Annotated in this window: 14 protein-coding genes and 2 tRNA genes; 5 read left to right on the forward strand and 11 right to left on the reverse strand. The window is 70.7% G+C overall.

Going from position 1 to position 15,244, the window contains the following annotated elements:
• Positions 1 to 7: 7 nt before the first annotated feature.
• The 3 genes from JAP66_RS05255 to JAP66_RS05265 all read right to left on the reverse strand — a co-directional run bounded on the left by JAP66_RS05255 (position 8) and on the right by JAP66_RS05265 (position 2,393).
• Positions 8 to 487, reverse strand: coding sequence for a cysteine dioxygenase (locus JAP66_RS05255; protein ID WP_199430400.1), 480 nt, complete (start codon positions 485 to 487; stop codon positions 8 to 10).
• A 195-nt stretch (positions 488 to 682) separates the two neighbouring features.
• A complete protein-coding gene (locus JAP66_RS05260; protein WP_199430401.1) occupies positions 683 to 1,693 on the reverse strand; it encodes an NAD(P)H-dependent glycerol-3-phosphate dehydrogenase in 1,011 nt (336 codons plus the stop codon).
• 1 nt (position 1,694) lies between these two features.
• A complete protein-coding gene (locus JAP66_RS05265) occupies positions 1,695 to 2,393 on the reverse strand; it encodes a lysophospholipid acyltransferase family protein (RefSeq protein ID WP_199430402.1) in 699 nt (232 codons plus the stop codon).
• Positions 2,394 to 2,518: 125 nt separating this feature from the next.
• Here JAP66_RS05265 and cofC point away from each other — a divergent pair, with 125 nt between their 5' ends.
• The 3 genes from cofC (at position 2,519) to JAP66_RS05280 (ending at position 6,441) form a co-directional block, all read left to right on the forward strand.
• Positions 2,519 to 3,160 carry a 2-phospho-L-lactate guanylyltransferase gene (gene cofC / locus JAP66_RS05270; RefSeq protein WP_199430628.1) on the forward strand — a complete coding sequence of 214 codons (642 nt, stop codon included), beginning with the start codon at positions 2,519 to 2,521 and terminating at the stop codon, positions 3,158 to 3,160.
• 99 nt (positions 3,161 to 3,259) lie between these two features.
• Positions 3,260 to 5,479: an RNA degradosome polyphosphate kinase gene (locus tag JAP66_RS05275; RefSeq protein WP_307849444.1), complete on the forward strand. Its 2,220-nt coding sequence runs from the start codon at positions 3,260 to 3,262 to the stop codon at positions 5,477 to 5,479.
• Positions 5,476 to 6,441 (forward strand): NUDIX hydrolase, encoded by a 966-nt coding sequence (locus JAP66_RS05280; protein ID WP_199430404.1) that lies wholly within the window; start codon positions 5,476 to 5,478, stop codon positions 6,439 to 6,441. The genes JAP66_RS05275 and JAP66_RS05280 overlap by 4 nt, the downstream gene beginning before the upstream one ends.
• Positions 6,442 to 6,514: 73 nt before the next feature.
• Here the strand turns inward: JAP66_RS05280 and JAP66_RS05285 are convergent, their stop codons facing one another.
• From JAP66_RS05285 to leuC, 3 genes are all read right to left on the reverse strand, one after another.
• Positions 6,515 to 7,183 carry an HU family DNA-binding protein gene (locus JAP66_RS05285; RefSeq protein WP_199430405.1) on the reverse strand — a complete coding sequence of 223 codons (669 nt, stop codon included), beginning with the start codon at positions 7,181 to 7,183 and terminating at the stop codon, positions 6,515 to 6,517.
• A gap of 230 nt (positions 7,184 to 7,413) precedes the next feature.
• A complete protein-coding gene (leuD, locus tag JAP66_RS05290; RefSeq protein ID WP_199430629.1) occupies positions 7,414 to 8,016 on the reverse strand; it encodes a 3-isopropylmalate dehydratase small subunit in 603 nt (200 codons plus the stop codon).
• 2 nt (positions 8,017 to 8,018) lie between these two features.
• Positions 8,019 to 9,446, reverse strand: coding sequence for a 3-isopropylmalate dehydratase large subunit (leuC, locus tag JAP66_RS05295; protein WP_199430406.1), 1,428 nt, complete (start codon positions 9,444 to 9,446; stop codon positions 8,019 to 8,021).
• Between the two features lie 91 nt (positions 9,447 to 9,537).
• On the opposite strand from leuC, the gene JAP66_RS05300 reads away from it, so the two are divergent.
• The gene (locus tag JAP66_RS05300; RefSeq protein WP_199430407.1) at positions 9,538 to 10,257 is read left to right on the forward strand and encodes an IclR family transcriptional regulator; all 720 of its coding nucleotides are present in this window, start codon (positions 9,538 to 9,540) and stop codon (positions 10,255 to 10,257) included.
• A gap of 120 nt (positions 10,258 to 10,377) precedes the next feature.
• Here the strand turns inward: JAP66_RS05300 and JAP66_RS05305 are convergent.
• The 4 genes from JAP66_RS05305 to gltX form a co-directional block, all read right to left on the reverse strand.
• Positions 10,378 to 10,450, reverse strand: a tRNA-Glu gene (locus JAP66_RS05305).
• A gap of 49 nt (positions 10,451 to 10,499) precedes the next feature.
• Positions 10,500 to 10,571, reverse strand: a tRNA-Gln gene (locus JAP66_RS05310).
• A gap of 118 nt (positions 10,572 to 10,689) precedes the next feature.
• Positions 10,690 to 11,439 carry an HAD family hydrolase gene (locus JAP66_RS05315; protein ID WP_372448942.1) on the reverse strand — a complete coding sequence of 250 codons (750 nt, stop codon included), beginning with the start codon at positions 11,437 to 11,439 and terminating at the stop codon, positions 10,690 to 10,692.
• A gap of 146 nt (positions 11,440 to 11,585) precedes the next feature.
• Positions 11,586 to 13,067, reverse strand: a complete 1,482-nt coding sequence (gene gltX, locus JAP66_RS05320) for a glutamate--tRNA ligase (protein WP_199430409.1) — start codon at positions 13,065 to 13,067, stop codon at positions 11,586 to 11,588.
• 88 nt (positions 13,068 to 13,155) lie between these two features.
• Here gltX and JAP66_RS05325 point away from each other — a divergent pair, with 88 nt between their 5' ends.
• Complete coding sequence (locus JAP66_RS05325) at positions 13,156 to 14,403, forward strand: FAD-dependent oxidoreductase (RefSeq protein ID WP_199430410.1); 1,248 nt, start codon at positions 13,156 to 13,158, stop codon at positions 14,401 to 14,403.
• On the opposite strand, the gene JAP66_RS05330 is transcribed toward JAP66_RS05325, so the two are convergent.
• A complete protein-coding gene (locus tag JAP66_RS05330) occupies positions 14,378 to 15,157 on the reverse strand; it encodes a fumarylacetoacetate hydrolase family protein (RefSeq protein ID WP_199430411.1) in 780 nt (259 codons plus the stop codon). The two genes, JAP66_RS05325 and JAP66_RS05330, sit on opposite strands and share 26 nt — an antisense overlap.
• Positions 15,158 to 15,244 lie beyond the last annotated feature (87 nt).

Consider the following 15,244-nt stretch of genomic DNA (forward strand, 5'->3'; position numbering starts at 1 on the left):
GGGAGGCTCAGGACGGGACAGGGCCGGTCAGCGGGTCAAGGTGGTAGCCGCGCAGCGTGCGCCCGCCCGAGCGGTAGACGTGCACGCTGATCGCCGGGTCCGGCCCCTCGTTGCGCACCTCGTGCACGTAGCCGGGGCCGAACACCCTGGACTGGCCGGTCGCGGGCGTGTGCAGCTCGGTGAGCACCCGCCCGTCCGGGGCGCGCCGGGTGACGGTCTCGGTGAGCTGCCCGCTGACGACGGTGAACGCCCCGGTGCTCTCACCGTGGTCGTGCAGGCCGGTGTGCTGCCCCGGTAGCCAGCTCAGCAACCACACCTCCTGCCCGGCGTCCCGTTCGAGCAGCGCGGCGTAGCGCTCGTCCGGGTCGTAACGCAGCAGGTTGCGCCAGCGCTCACGGTCGGCGGCGAACTCCAGCGCGGTCCGGACGGGGTGGCGCAGCAGCGGGTTCTCGGCACGCGTGACGGTGTTCTCTGGAACGGCGAACATGGGTGTGTCCTCGGCGAATGAAAGGGGAAACGGGCGTCGTCGGGCAGGGTCACCGGCAACAACAAGGACACAGCACGCGCGCGGTGCGGCGGAGGTCCAGGTGACCCCGCCGTACGTTCCCGCCTCGCGTCAGCACGACGCCGAGCGAACCAGCGCGACCAACCCCGGTCAACCCGTCCCACACCGTGGGAGCTGCTAGGACCACTCGTGCTTGCGTTCGCGGCCGAGCAGCCCGGCGCCCACCCTGGCGGGGGCCGCACCCTCGTGGCACACCCGGTACATCGCATCGGTGATCGGCATGTCGACACCAACCCCGCCGGCCAGGTCGCGGATCGACCTGCAGGACATGACCCCCTCGGCGACCTGCCCGCCTGCCGCGGCCTGGGCCTGCTCGATCGTCTCGCCACGGCCGATGCGCTCGCCGAAGGTGCGGTTGCGCGACAGCGGCGACGAGCAGGTGGCCACCAGGTCGCCGACACCGGCCAGTCCGGCGAAGGTCAGCGGGTCGGCGCCGAGCTTCGCGCCGAGCCGCGCCATCTCGGCGAGCCCACGGGTGATCAGCGTCGCCATCGTGTTCGTGCCGAACCCGAGCCCCGCTGCCATCCCGCAGCTCAGCGCGATCACGTTCTTGCACGCGCCGCCGAGCTCGCAGCCGACCACGTCGGTGTTGGTGTAGGGCCGGAAGTAGTTGTTGAAGCTCGCCTGCTGGATCGCCACCGCACGCTCGTGGTCGGCACACGCGAGCACCGCGGCGGAGGGCTGCTCCTGGGCGATCTCCCGCGCGAGGTTCGGCCCGGACACCACGACGACCTCCGCCGCGGGCACCCGCGCGATCTCGCTGATCACCTCGCTCATCCGCTTCAGCGTGCCCAGCTCCACCCCCTTGGCGAGGCTGACCAGGATCGCCCCGGAGGGCAGCAGCTCGCGCCACCCGGTGAGGTTGGCGCGCAGGCTCTGGCTCGGCACCGCGAGCACCACCGCATCCGCTCCGGCGAGCGCCCGCGGGGCGTCGGTGGTCGCGGTCAGCCGGTCCGGCAGGCGCACGCCCGGCAGGTAGCCGCCGTTGATGTGGCCGGTCCGGATCTCGTCGGCGACCTCGGGGCGCCGGGCCCACATCGTGACGTCGCGGCCCGCGTCCGCGAGCACCTTCGCGAACGTGGTCCCCCACGAACCCGCACCGAGCACCGTGACGCGTTGCACAGTCATCTCAGGCACCGTCCGCGGTCCTGGCGGGCGGCTGCTCACCCCGGATGTCCACGAGGAGCCGGAGCACCTCGTCCATCAGCACGTCGGTCACCTCGCGTAGCAGCGCCTGGGTGGGTTCCTTCTCCCGGAAGGCGGACAGGTCGACGGGCTCCCCGACGGAGTGCACCACGGTCTTGCGCGGCAGCGGCCGGAACTTCTTCGAGTAGCCGTTCCAGATCGCCTGGGTCCCCCAGCGCGCGATCGGGATCACCGGCACGTCGTTCTCCAGGGCGAGCCGCGCGACACCGGTGTAGGAGCGCTTGGGCCAGGCCGCCGGGTCCCGGGTGATCGTCCCTTCGGGATAGATGACCACGATCTTGCCCTCCCGCAGGGTCCTGTGCGCGGCCCGCAGGCTGTCCCCGGCACCGGCGCCGCCCCGGTACACCGGGATGCCGCCCGAGCCGAGCAGGATGCGGCCGAACACCGGCACGCGGGTGAGGCTGTCCTTCGCCATGAACCGCGGTACGCGCTTGTTGCGGTGCACGAACACCGCGTCCACGGCGGGATCCAGGTGGGAGACGTGGTTGAGCACGAGCAGTGCGGGGCCCGACCGCGGGATCCGCTCGGCGCCGCGGTACTCGCTGCGCCCGATCCAGGTCAGCGGGTAGAAGAGTGCCGCGGCGGCCCCGACCCAGAAGCCGCCCTTCTCCCGATCAGCCAAGGCTCCTCCTCCACAGGTTCTCCACGCCGGCTGATCCTCCCACAAGCACCGCCGGCCCCCGTTCGGTCATGATGGAGTACGTGGCAGCGTCGAAACCGACCCCCCGGCGGGAACCCGCCCCCTCCGTGGGCGTGGATCTGATCGTCCCGATGAAGCCGCCCCGCTCCGGCAAGTCCCGGCTGCGGGGCGCGCTCGGCGGCCCGGCCGCCGACGACGAGCACGCCGGTCTCGTCCGTGCACTGGCCGCCGACACGCTGCGCGCCGCCACCGCCGCGGCCGGTGTGCGACGCGTGCTCGTGGTGGCCACCGATCCGGCCGCGCTCGGCGAACTGCGCGACCTCGGTGTCGAGGTGATCGGCGAGGACGGTGAACGTGGGCTGAACGGCGCCCTGCGCCACGGTGAGCGGCACCTGCGGGCCGGCGACCCGGCCGGCGTCGTGGGCGCGCTCCAGGCCGACCTGCCCGCACTGCGGGCGGACGAGCTCGCCGCCGCGCTCACCGAGGCGGCGGGACACAGGGCGTTCACGGCCGACCGGCACGGCACCGGCACGACACTCCTGCTCGCCGCTCCGGGGCAACCGCTCGACCCGCGCTTCGGCCCGGGTTCCGCGCTGGCGCACACCGACTCCGGCGCGCTGGCCCTGCGGCTGCCCGCGCCGTCGCTGCGCGGCGACGTCGACACGCCCGGTGATCTGGAACACGCCCGGCTGCTCGGGCTCGGGGAACGGACGGCGGCCCTGGTCGAAACCTGCTGTGTTCCCCGCTGAGTTCCCCGCTGAGTTCCCCGCCGAGTTCCCCGCCGAGGCTTCACCTGGACGTCCCGCCGGATCCGCCCGGCACTTGCCCGGGTGGGGAACAATGCGGGTGTGAGCAACGAAGAGAGCATCCCGGCGGCCGATCGGCCGGCAGCCGTGCGGAGGCGGGTCACCACGGCCCCGCCGCCCGGCGTCAGCGACACCGACGGGCACGCACGCGAGGTCCAGTCGGTCCCCTCGGCGCCACCCGCCGTGACGGCCGGCCAGCCACTCGACACACTGCCGGACGACCGCTACTTCAACCGGGAGCTCTCCTGGCAGGACTTCAACGCCCGCGTGCTCGCCCTGGCCGAGGACGAGTCGCAGCCGCTGCTCGAACGGGCCAAGTTCCTCGCGATCTTCGCGTCTAATTTGGACGAGTTCTACATGGTGCGGGTCGCCGGGCTGAAGCGCCGCCACGAGACCGGCCTCTCGGTGCGCAGCGCCGACGGCCTGACCCCTCGCGAGCAGCTGTCCTACATCGCCAAGCGCAACCAGGACCTGGTCGAACGGCAGACCGCGGCCTTCGAGGAGAACGTGCGGCCCGCGCTCGCGGCCGAGAACATCGAGATCGTCAACTGGGCCGACCTGGACGCCGCCGACCGGGTCCGCCTCTCCCACTACTTCAGCGACCAGATCTTCCCGGTGCTCACCCCGCTTGCCGTCGACCCCGCGCACCCGTTCCCCTACATCTCCGGCCTCTCGCTGAACCTCGCGGTCACGGTGCGCGATCCGGACGGCGGCACCGAGCGTTTCGCCAGGGTCAAGGTCCCGAACAACGTGCCGCGGCTCATCCGCATCGAACAGCGGCGCGACAGCCCGGCCGCGACCTTCCTGCCGCTGGAGGAGCTCATCTCCGCACACCTCGACGACCTCTTCAGCGGTGTCGAGGTGATCGAGCACCACGTGTTCCGCGTCACGCGCAACGCCGACTTCGAGGTCGAGGAGGACCGCGACGAGGATCTGTTGCAGGCGCTGGAACGCGAGCTCGCCCAGCGCAGGTTCGGCCCGCCCGTGCGCCTCGAGGTGGCCCAGGACATGAGCGAGCACGTGCTCGAGCTGCTGCTGCGCGAGCTGGAGGTCGACCCCGGCGACGTGGTCGAGGTGCCGGGGCTGCTCGATCTCACCTGCCTGCACCAGCTCGCCGCGGTGGACCGGAAGGAGCTCAAGGACCGCCCTTTCGTGCCGGCGACGCACCCGGCCTTCGGCGAGCGGGAGACGCCGAAGAGCGTGTTCGCCACCCTGCGCGAGGGCGACGTGCTCGTGCACCACCCGTACGACTCGTTCTCCACGAGCGTGCAGCGCTTCATCGAGCAGGCGGCGGCCGACGACAAGGTACTGGCGATCAAGCAGACGCTGTACCGCACCTCCGGCGACTCGCCGATCGTCGACGCGCTCATCGACGCCGCGGAGGCAGGCAAGCAGGTGGTGGCCCTCGTCGAGATCAAGGCCCGGTTCGACGAACAGGCCAACATCACGTGGGCGCGCACCCTGGAACGGGCGGGCGTGCACGTGGTGTACGGCCTGGTCGGCCTCAAGACGCACTGCAAGGTGCTGATGGTGGTGCGGCAGGAAGGTGCCACGATCCGCCGCTACTGCCACATCGGCACGGGCAACTACAACCCGAAGACCGCGCGGCTGTACGAGGACGTCGGCCTGCTCACCGCCGATCCGGAGATCGGCGCCGATCTCACCGACCTGTTCAACGTGCTCACCGGCTACTCCCGCCAGGAGGACTACCGGACCTTGCTCACGTCGCCGAACGGCATCCGGCGTGGCATCCTGCGGCGAATCGCGCACGAGATCGAGCTTGCCGAGTCCGGCGGCCACGCCGGTGTCCGGATCAAGTGCAACTCGCTCGTCGACGAGCAGATCATCGACCAGCTCTACCGCGCGTCGCAGGCCGGTGTCCGGGTGGACATCGTGGTGCGCGGCATCTGCGCGCTCAAGCCGGGCGTGCCCGGGCTGAGCGACAACATCACCGTGCGCTCCCTGCTCGGCCGGTTTCTCGAGCACTCACGGCTCTTTCACTTCGCAGGCACCGACGAGTACTGGCTCGGCAGCGCCGACATGATGCACCGCAACCTGGATCGCCGGATCGAGGCGATGGTGCGGGTCAAGGACGCCCGCCTCGCCGCGCAACTCGGTGCCACGCTCGACTCCGCGCTGGACCCGGTGACCCGGTGCTGGGTGCTGAGTTCCACCGGCGAGTGGATGCCCTCCCCCGCCGACGGCACCCAGGTGCGGGACCACCAGGTCGAGCTCCTTCGCGCGCACGGAGCGACCGGATGAGCGGCGCGACGCGGCAGCCCGGCATCCGGGCGGCGGGCGCGGTGCTCTGGCGCCGGAGCGAATCCGGGAGTATCGAGATCGCACTCGTGCACCGGCCCCGCTATGACGATTGGTCGCTGCCCAAGGGAAAGCTCGACCCCGGTGAGACCTCACCGGTCGCGGCGGTCCGGGAACTGGTGGAGGAAACCGGCTACGCCGCGGTGCTCGGCCGTTTCCTGAAAAGGGTCGAATACGACGTTTCCGGTCCGCGGGGGCGGGTGCTCAAAGCCGTCGACTACTTCAGCGCGGAGGCCGGCGAAGGACGGTTCGAGCCCAACGAGGAGGTCGGGGAACTGCGCTGGTTGTCGCCGTCCGCGGCGGAGCCGCTGCTCACGTATCCGGCCGATGCCGGCGTACTGCGTGAGTTCTGCTCCCTGCCCACCGACCTCACCACGCTGCTGCTGGTGCGGCACGCCAAGGCAGGCAAGCGGGAGGAATGGACGGGCGACGACGATCTGCGGCCGCTGTCCGACGCGGGGCTGCGCCAGGCGGAGGCACTGCGCGTGCTGATGCGCGCCTTCCGCCCGGACCGGGTGCTCTCGGCGCCCCGCCTGCGCTGCGTGCAGACCGTGCAGGGCGTCGCGGAGGATGCCGGCGGCGGGGTGGTGCACGAGGAACTGCTGTCGGAGGAGGGCTACTGGGCCGATCCGGTGCTCGGGATCGCCCGGCTGCTCGCGATCGTGGCCGACGGCGGCAGGCCGCTGGTGTGCAGCCAGGGGGGCGTGATCCCCGATGTGGTGACGACGCTCGCCGAGCGGGACGGCGTGGAGCTGACGGCGATCAAGAACGGCACGGTGGCGAGCAAGAAGGGCTCGCTGTGGCTGCTGTCCTTCACGCCCGCACGCCACGGCGAGGGGCCGAAGCTGGTCGCCGCCAGCTACTTCCCGAGCCCGCTGCCGGCACCCGCGCCCGCCACTCCCTAGCGGTCACCGAAAACGCGGCAGGGCCCCGCGCATCGCGCGGGGCCCTGCCGAGAAGTGGCCGGCTGAAAGCCGCTTACTTCTTCTTCTTGGCCGCGGCGGTGGTCTTCTTCGCCGCGGTCTTCGGGGCCGCCTTGGCGGTCGACTTCGCCGCGGTCTTCGGAGCGGCCTTGGCGGTCGTCGCCTTCTTCGTGGTGCCGCTGCTCTTGGCCGCGGTCTTCGGAGCCGCCTTGGCGGTGGTGCTCTTCGTGGCCGTGGCCCGCGAACCCGTCTTCGGCGCCGTGCGGCTCGAGGCGGCACGGGTGGAAGCCGTGCTGCGGGCCGTGGTGGCACGGGTGCGGGTCGTGGTGCTGCGCGTCGCGGTGGGCCGGCTGGCGGCCGCCCGCGTCGCCGTGGTGCCACGCGCGGTGGTGCCCGAGGTCCGCGAGGTGGCGGTGGCCCGCTTGGTGGTGGCCTTCGGCAGCTTCTTCGCGCCGCTCACCACGTCCTTGAAGGTCGTACCGGCACGGAAGGCCGGGACGTTGGTCTTCTTCACGCGCACGGTCTCACCCGTACGCGGGTTCCTCGCGGTACGGGCAGCACGAGCGCGCTTCTCGAACACACCGAAGCCGGTGATGTTCACCTTCTCGCCCTTGTTGACCGTACGGATGATGATGTCGACGAGGTTGTCGACCGCCTGCGAGGCGACCTTCTTGTCGCCCAGACGCTCGGAGAGCGCCTCGATCAGCTGGGCCTTGTTGGCCATTTCCAGTCCTCCATGAAGAACTACTTGTTGCACGGCCACACCGGCCGACTTGCGCACACGGTATTACCAATGCAGCACAAATTCCAAACGGCGCGCGGATTTTTTCCTTATCGGGTGGGCTCTTCCGCCCCCCGGGGCACCCGTTCGGGGCCCTCTCCGGTGCCGTCCGGCGTGGTTCGGCCGGCTGTTGGCCGGGCCAGGATTCCCTTTCTGAGCAGGGAATCCCTGGTTCAGGAGGAGCCCCGCGGGGTGGTCACCGGCTTCCACGAAGGTCGCTGCGCCTCGAAGGCGTCGATGTCCCCGGCGTGTCGCAGGGTGAGAGCGATGTCATCGAGCCCTTCGAGCAGCCGCCAGCGGGTGTAGTCGTCGATCGTGAAGCCCGCGACGAAGTCCTTGGCGCGTACCGTCTTCGCCTCGAGGTCCACCGTGACCTCCGTGCCGGGCTCGTTCTCCAGCAGCTTCCAGAGCAGTTCCACGTCCGACTGCTCGCACTCGGCGGCCAGCAGGCCCTGCTTGCCGGCGTTGCCCCGGAAGATGTCGGCGAACCGGGAGGAGATGACCACCCGGAAGCCGTAGTTCATCAGGGCCCAGACGGCGTGCTCGCGGGACGAGCCGGTGCCGAAGTCGGACCCCGCGACGAGGACGCTGCCCTGCCGGTACGGCTCCTGGTTGAGGACGAAGTGCTCGTCGCCCCTCCAGGCGGCGAACAGGCCGTCCTCGAAGCCGGTCCTGCTGACGCGCTTGAGGTAGACGGCCGGGATGATCTGGTCAGTGTCCACGTTGGACCTGCGCAGGGGTACCCCGACGCCGGTGTGCTTGGTGAACGGCTCCATGGTCACTTCACCTCCTGGTTCAGGTCTTCGGGCGAGGACAGCGTGCCGCGGACGGCCGTCGCCGCGGCCACCAGCGGCGAGACCAGGTGGGTCCGGCCACCCTTGCCCTGCCTGCCCTCGAAGTTGCGGTTCGACGTCGAGGCGCTGCGCTCCCCCGGCTTGAGCTGGTCCGGGTTCATCCCGAGGCACATCGAGCAGCCCGCCTGCCGCCACTCGGCTCCGGCCTCGGTGAAGACCTCGTGCAGCCCCTCCGCCTCGGCCAGCTGACGCACCCGCATGGACCCGGGGACCACGAGCATCCGCACGCTCCCGGCCACCTTGTGGCCGCGCAGCACCTCCGCGGCCGCCCGCAGGTCCTCGATCCGGCCGTTGGTGCAGGAGCCGAGGAAGACGGTGTCCACCGCGATCTCGCGCAGGGGGGTGCCCGGTTCAAGATCCATATAGGACAGGGCCTTCTCCGCCGAGTACCGCGCCGACTCGTCGGAGATCCGCTCCGGATCGGGCACGGTCCCGCTCAGCGGCAGCCCCTGCCCCGGGTTGGTTCCCCAGGTGACGAACGGGGTGAGCTCGCTCGCGTCGAGGTGCACCTCGGCGTCGAACTCCGCGTCGGAATCGGTGCGCAGCTCCCGCCAGGCCGCCACCGCGGCGTCCCAGTCCGCGCCCTGTGGGGCGTGCGGGCGGTTCTTCAGGTACGCGAAGGTGGTCTCGTCCGGGGCGATCATGCCGGCCCTGGCGCCCGCCTCGATCGACATGTTGCAGATCGTCATCCTGGCTTCCATCGAGAGCGACTCGATGGCGCTGCCGCGGTACTCCAGCACGTAGCCCTGGCCGCCGCCGGTGCCGATCCGCGCGATGACGGCGAGGATGATGTCCTTCGCCGTCACGGACTCGCCGAGGGTGCCCTCGATGTTGACCGCCATCGTCCTGAACGGGCGCAGCGGCAGCGTCTGCGTGGCGAGCACGTGCTCGACCTCGGAGGTGCCGATCCCGAACGCCATGGCCCCGAAGGCACCGTGCGTGGAGGTGTGGCTGTCGCCGCACACCACGGTCATCCCGGGCTGGGTCAGGCCGAGCTGCGGGCCGATGACGTGCACGATGCCCTGCTCGGCGTCGCCCATCGGGTGCAGCCGGACGCCGAACTCCTCGCAGTTGCGGCGGAGTGTGTCCACCTGCGTCCGGGACACCGGATCGGCGATGGGGAGTTCGATGTCGACCGTCGGGACGTTGTGGTCCTCGGTCGCGATCGTGAGGTCGGGCCGCCGGACGGGCCTGCCGGCCAGCCGCAGGCCGTCGAATGCCTGCGGGCTGGTGACTTCGTGCACCAGGTGCAGGTCGATGTAGAGCAGGTCCGGCTCGGCGCCTTCGCCGCGGCGCACCGTGTGCGCGTCCCACACCTTCTCCGCCAGCGTGCGGCCCCGCGTGGATGTCATCAGGGCTCCTCCTACGAGGTTGGTCGGGGCAAGGGAACTCACTTGTCCCAAAATCTGGACTTCCCAAACTGCGGGAAGATAGTATCGAGTCGTGGGACAGCATAGCCCTAACGACCAGCACAGCGGTATCGGAGTCCTGGACAAGGCGGTGGCCGTACTGCAGGCCGTGGCCGAGGATCCGTGCGGGCTCGCCGAACTGTGCACGCGCACGGGGCTGCCGAGGGCGACGGCGCACCGGCTCGCCGTCGGCCTGGAGGTACACCGGATGCTGCGCCGCGGCGCGGACGGAAGGTGGCGTCCCGGGACCGCGCTCGCCGAGCTCGCGGGCGGCACGGTGGATCCCCTGCTCGACGCGGCGAGCTCGGTGCTGCCGAAGCTGCGCGACATCACCGGCGAGAGCGTGCAGCTGTACCGGCGCGACGGTGTGCAGCGCGTGTGCGTCGCCACCGCCGAACCGCCGAGCGGCCTGCGCGACACGGTGCCGGTGGGCGCGCGGCTGCCGATGACGGCGGGCTCAGGGGCGAAGGTCCTCGCCGCGTGGTCGGATCCGCACACGCAGCGCGCCGTGCTGGCCGAGGCCGTCTACGGCGAGCGGACGTTGCTGGAGGTGCGCCGCCGGGGCTGGGCGCAGAGCGTGGCCGAGCGCGAGCCCGGGGTGGCGAGCGTCTCGGCTCCGGTACGGGACTCCTCGGGCACCGTCGTCGCCGCGGTGTCGGTGTCGGGACCGGTGGAGCGGATCGGCCGCAAGCCGGGTGCCCGCTGGGCCACCGACCTGCTCGCCGCGGCCGACGCCCTCCAGGAGCGCCTCTAGCCCCTGGCCCTCGTGAGTGCGCACGCGAGTTCTAACTCGTGTGCGCACTCACGAGCGTTGCCCACGAGAAAGGGCCCCTGTCCACGTGTTCCGCGGACAGGGGCCCTTGACTCTTTCGCGTACCCCCGATGGGATTCGAACCCACGCTACCGGCGTGAGAGGCCGGCGTCCTAGGCCGCTAGACGACGGGGGCTTGCTTGCTGCTGGAGAGAACTTACCAGGTTCGGCTTCTCGCTCCGCAGCTGGGGTACCAGGACTCGAACCTAGACTAACTGAACCAGAATCAGTCGTGCTGCCGATTACACCATACCCCAAAGGATGCCGCGCCCGAGCGAAGTTCCGGCTCAGCACCACCGGGAAGAAATAGTAGACCATCGGGTTCACGGCCGGACAAGCGGCCCTGCCCCACCCCCCGGTCACCGGGGGACGGTGTCACCGCGGCAGTGGCACGCCTGGCACGCCCACCCTGGCGAACTCGCATACGAGCAGCTCAGGCAACTCGTCCAGGCTGCTGACGACGTGCACGCCGCGGGGCGCGTCCCCGGCGCCGTCGACATACTCCGCGTCGTGGCCGCGGTTGAGCCACACGCCGCCGAGACCGGCGTCCCGGGCACCCATCGCGTCGGTCTCCAGCTTGTCGCCGACATGCACGGCCTCGCTCGGTGCGCAGCCGATCTCGAGGCAGACCGAGTGGAACATCACCGGATCGGGTTTCGCGACGCCGACCTCCCCGGCGATCGCGATGTGATCGAAGAAGCTCAGCAGCCCCAGGTCGGCGAGCTTCTCGCGCTGGTGCGCCCCGGAGGCGTTGGTCACAGCGGCGAGCCGGACGCCGGCCGCGACCAGCCAGTCCAGGCACGGCAGCACATCGTCGAAGAGCCGCCAGGATCGACGCAACCGTTCACGACGACGCGTCTCGAACTCGATGACGTCCGTGGCGTCGACGAGAATGCCGATCTCGGCAAGGAACGCGTGTGAGCGGCGCGTGTGCATGTCGGCGTAGTCGAGTTCGCCCGCCACCACCCTGGCGACGTGTTCGTCGGTGATGTGCTCCCACAGCGGCCACAGATCCGCCCTGCCGATCAGCGCGGCCAGCGATCTTCGGCCCGCCGCGGAGAAGTCGATCAGGGTGTCGTCGATATCGAGGCATACCAGCCGGAGTTCCGGAGAGATCCACGGCACGTCGCGGCCGAGCCCGGCGGCGGTTTGCGGTGCTGTCGGGGAGGCAGGCGCAAATTCCACCCCGCGAGGCTAGGGCACTTTCGCGGATACCGACTCGGCTGAGGAGGTGATAAGTGCTGCTCTGTTTCGGTTTAGCACCTCTACGCTCAGTTGCCCGGCAGCGCCCGGTACAGCCGCCCGAGGGACACCTGCCGTCCGAGAAGTTCCATCGATTCGTACAGCGGCGGCGAAACCGTGCGCCCGGTAACCGCCACCCGGACCGGCGCGAAAGCCTTACGGGGCTTGAGTCCCAGACCTTCCACGAGCGCGTCCTTCAGCGCCTGCTCGATCGACGCGGCATCCCACGACGGTAGCGCCTCGAGCGACTCGATCGCCGCGCGCAGCACCGGCTCGGCATCCGGACCGAGCGCCTTGGTCGCCGCGGCCTCCTCCGGCGCGAAGCTGTCCTCGTCGACGAAGAGGAACCGGACCATGTCGGTGGCGTCGGAGAGCACGGTCACGCGCTCCTGCACCAGCGGGGCGATGGCCCGCAGCCGGGCGAGCTGGTCGTCGCTCGGCTCGGCGGGCAGCACTCCGGCGGCGCTGAGGTACGGCACGACCCGGTGGGCGAAGTCGGTAGGCGCGAGCGCGCGCACGTGGGTGCCGTTGATCGCCTCGGCCTTCTTCACGTCGAACCGGGCGGGGTTGGCGCTGACCTTCGTGATCTCGAACGCCTCGACGAGCTCGTCGACGGTGAAGATGTCCCGGTCCTCGGCGATCGACCAGCCCAGCAGCGCGAGGTAGTTCAGCAGGCCCTCCGGGATGAAGCCACGCTCGCGGTAGTTGAACAGGTTGGACGTGGGGTCGCGTTTGGACAGCTTCTTGTTGCCCTCCCCCAGCACGTAGGGCAGGTGCCCGAACTCGGGGATGAAGCCGGCGACGCCGGTCCGCCGCAGTGCCTGGTACAGCGCGAGTTGCCGGGGCGTGGAGGGCAGCAGGTCCTCCCCGCGCAGTACGTGCGTGATGCCCATCAGCGCGTCGTCGACCGGGTTGGTCAGCGTGTAGAGCGGCTGGCCGTTGGCCCGCACCAGCACCGGATCCGGGATCGTGCCCGCCTTGAAGGTGATCTCGCCGCGCACCAGGTCGTTCCAGGTCAGGTCCTCACCGGGCATCCGCAGCCGCAGCACGGGGGCGCGGCCCTCGGCCCGGAAGGCCGCCTTCTGCTCGGCGGTGAGCTCCCGGTCGTGGTTGTCGTAGCCCAGCTTCGGGTCCTGCCCGGCGGCCCGGCGGCGCTGCTCGACCTCCTCGGCGGTGGAGAACGCCTCGTACAGCTCACCGGCTTCGAGCAGCCGCGCGGCGACGTCGGCGTAGATCTCCCCGCGCTCGCTCTGCCGGTACGGCCCGAACTCCCCGCCGACCTCGGGCCCCTCGTCCCAGTCCAGACCGAGCCAGCGCAGCGCGTCGAGCAGCGCCTCGTAGGACTCCTCGGTGTCCCTGGCGGCATCGGTGTCCTCGATGCGGAACACCAGGCTGCCGCCGTGGTGGCGGGCGAACGCCCAGTTGAACAGCGCCGTGCGGATGAGCCCGACGTGTGGGGTCCCGGTCGGCGAGGGGCAGAAACGAGCGCGTACTGGCTTGGTCTCAGTCATAGCCCGTTCAGCGTATATCGGTTGACCCAGGGCGCGTGAGGGTGCATCGTGAGCTTATTCAACAAATGATGAATAAGAGGTGTGGATGATGAGCGAACGCACGACCTGCGTCGTCGTCGGGGGTGGTCCCGCCGGGATGGTGCTCGGGCTGCTGCTCGCGCGTGCCGGTGTCGAGGTGACCGTCCTGGAGAAGCACGCCGACTTCCTCAGGGACTTCCGGGGCGACACGGTGCACCCGTCGACGATGCAGCTGCTGGACGAGCTCGGCCTCGGTGAGCGCTTCGCGAAGCTGCCGCAGAGCAGGCTGGAGGAAATCGCCTTCCCGGTGTCGGACGACGAGCGCGTCGTGGTCGGCGACCTGCGGCGGCTGAGCCGGGTCGGGGTACGCCACCCCTACATCGCGATGGTCCCGCAGTGGGACCTGCTCGACCTCCTCGCCGACGCCGGGCGCGAGGAACCCACGTTCACGCTGCGGATGAACACCGAGGCGACCGAGCTGATCCAGGAGGGCGGCCGGGTGCGCGGGGTGCGCTACCGGACCGCCGAGGGCGAGAGCGGTGAGCTGCGTGCCGAGCTGACGGTCGCCTGCGACGGCCGCGGCTCGATGTCCCGCGCACAGGCCGGGCTGCGCCCGAAGGAGTCGCCGGTGCCCTTCGACGCGTGGTGGTTCGGGCTGCCCCGCGAGGCCGGGGAGCAGGCTGCGGCACTCACCCCCCGGATGCGGCGTGGCCAGTTCGCGATCGTCATCCCGCGCGAGGGCTACTTCCAGATCGCCTACATCGCGAAGAAGGGCACCGACCCGCAGCTGCGGGCGCGCGGGATCGAGCACTTCCGGGAGGAGCTCGACGAGCTCATGCCGGGGCTGGCCGACCGGACCGGCTCGCTGGAGTCGATGGACGACATCAAGCACCTCGACGTCCGGCTGAACCGGCTGCACCGCTGGCACATCGACGGCCTGCTCTGCATCGGCGACGCCGCGCACGCGATGTCGCCGATCGGCGGTGTCGGCATCAATCTCGCCGTGCAGGACGCGGTGGCCGCGGCCACTCTGCTGGCGGAGCCGCTGCGGCGCGGGGCCGTGCAGGGGCGCGACCTGGCGAAGGTCCGCGCCCGCAGGCTGCTGCCGACGATCCTCGTCCAGGGGCTGCAACGCATCCTGCACCGTGCCGTGATGACGCCGGTCGTCAACGGGACGCGAATGGGCCCGCCGAAGCCGTTCATCGCGCTGATGCGGCGGCTACCGCAGGCCACGTTCATCCCGGCGTACCTCGTCGGCGTCGGGCTGCGGCCCGAGCACGCGCCGGAGTTCGCTAGGCGGTCCGCACCGGATTCGTGAGCGTGCCGATGCCCTCGACCGTGATCGACACCTGCTGCCCGTCCTCGATCGGCCCGACCCCCTCCGGGGTTCCGGTGAGGATCACGTCGCCGGGCAGCAGGGTCATCACCGCCGACACGAACTCGATCAGCTCCGGCACCCCGTGCACCAGCGCGGAGGTACGGGCGTCCTGCTTGACCACACCGTCCACCTCGGAACGGATCGCCAGGTCGCCGGGGTCCACCGCGGTCTCGATCCACGGGCCGAGCGGGCAGAACGTGTCGAACCCCTTGGCCCTGCCCCACTGGCCGTCCGACTTCTGGAGGTCGCGGGCGCTGACGTCGTTGGCGATGGTGTAGCCGAGCACGGCGGCGCTCGCGCGGGCGGCGGGCACGTGCTTGACCGGCTGGCCGATGACGACGGCCAGCTCGCCCTCGAAGTCCACCCGCGACGAGGCAGGCGGGAGCTTGATGGCCACGTTCGGGCCGATCACGCTGGTGTTCGGCTTGAGGAAGATCATCGGGTCGGCCGGCACCTCGTGGCCGAACTCCGCGGCGTGCGCGGAGTAGTTGCGGCCGACCGCGATCACCTTCGTCGGCAGGATGGGTGCGAGCAGCCGGACGTCGGCGAGCGGCCAGCGCCGCCCGGTGAAGTTCGGCTGCCCGAACGGGTGTTCGGCGATCTCCAGGACCTGGGCGTCGTCCGGGCTGTCCACGTCCCCCTCGATCGAGGCGAACGCGACACCGTCGGGATGAGCGATTCGAGCCAAGCGCACGTCCTCAGCCTATGGCCCGCGCCTCGTCAGCGCCTACCGGGGTTCATGACTCGTGAGTGGCTACCCGAGTTAGAACTCGTCTGCGCA

This window comes from Qaidamihabitans albus (genome assembly GCF_016464705.1).
In the GTDB taxonomy this organism is placed as follows: Bacteria; Actinomycetota; Actinomycetes; order Mycobacteriales; family Pseudonocardiaceae; genus Qaidamihabitans; species Qaidamihabitans albus.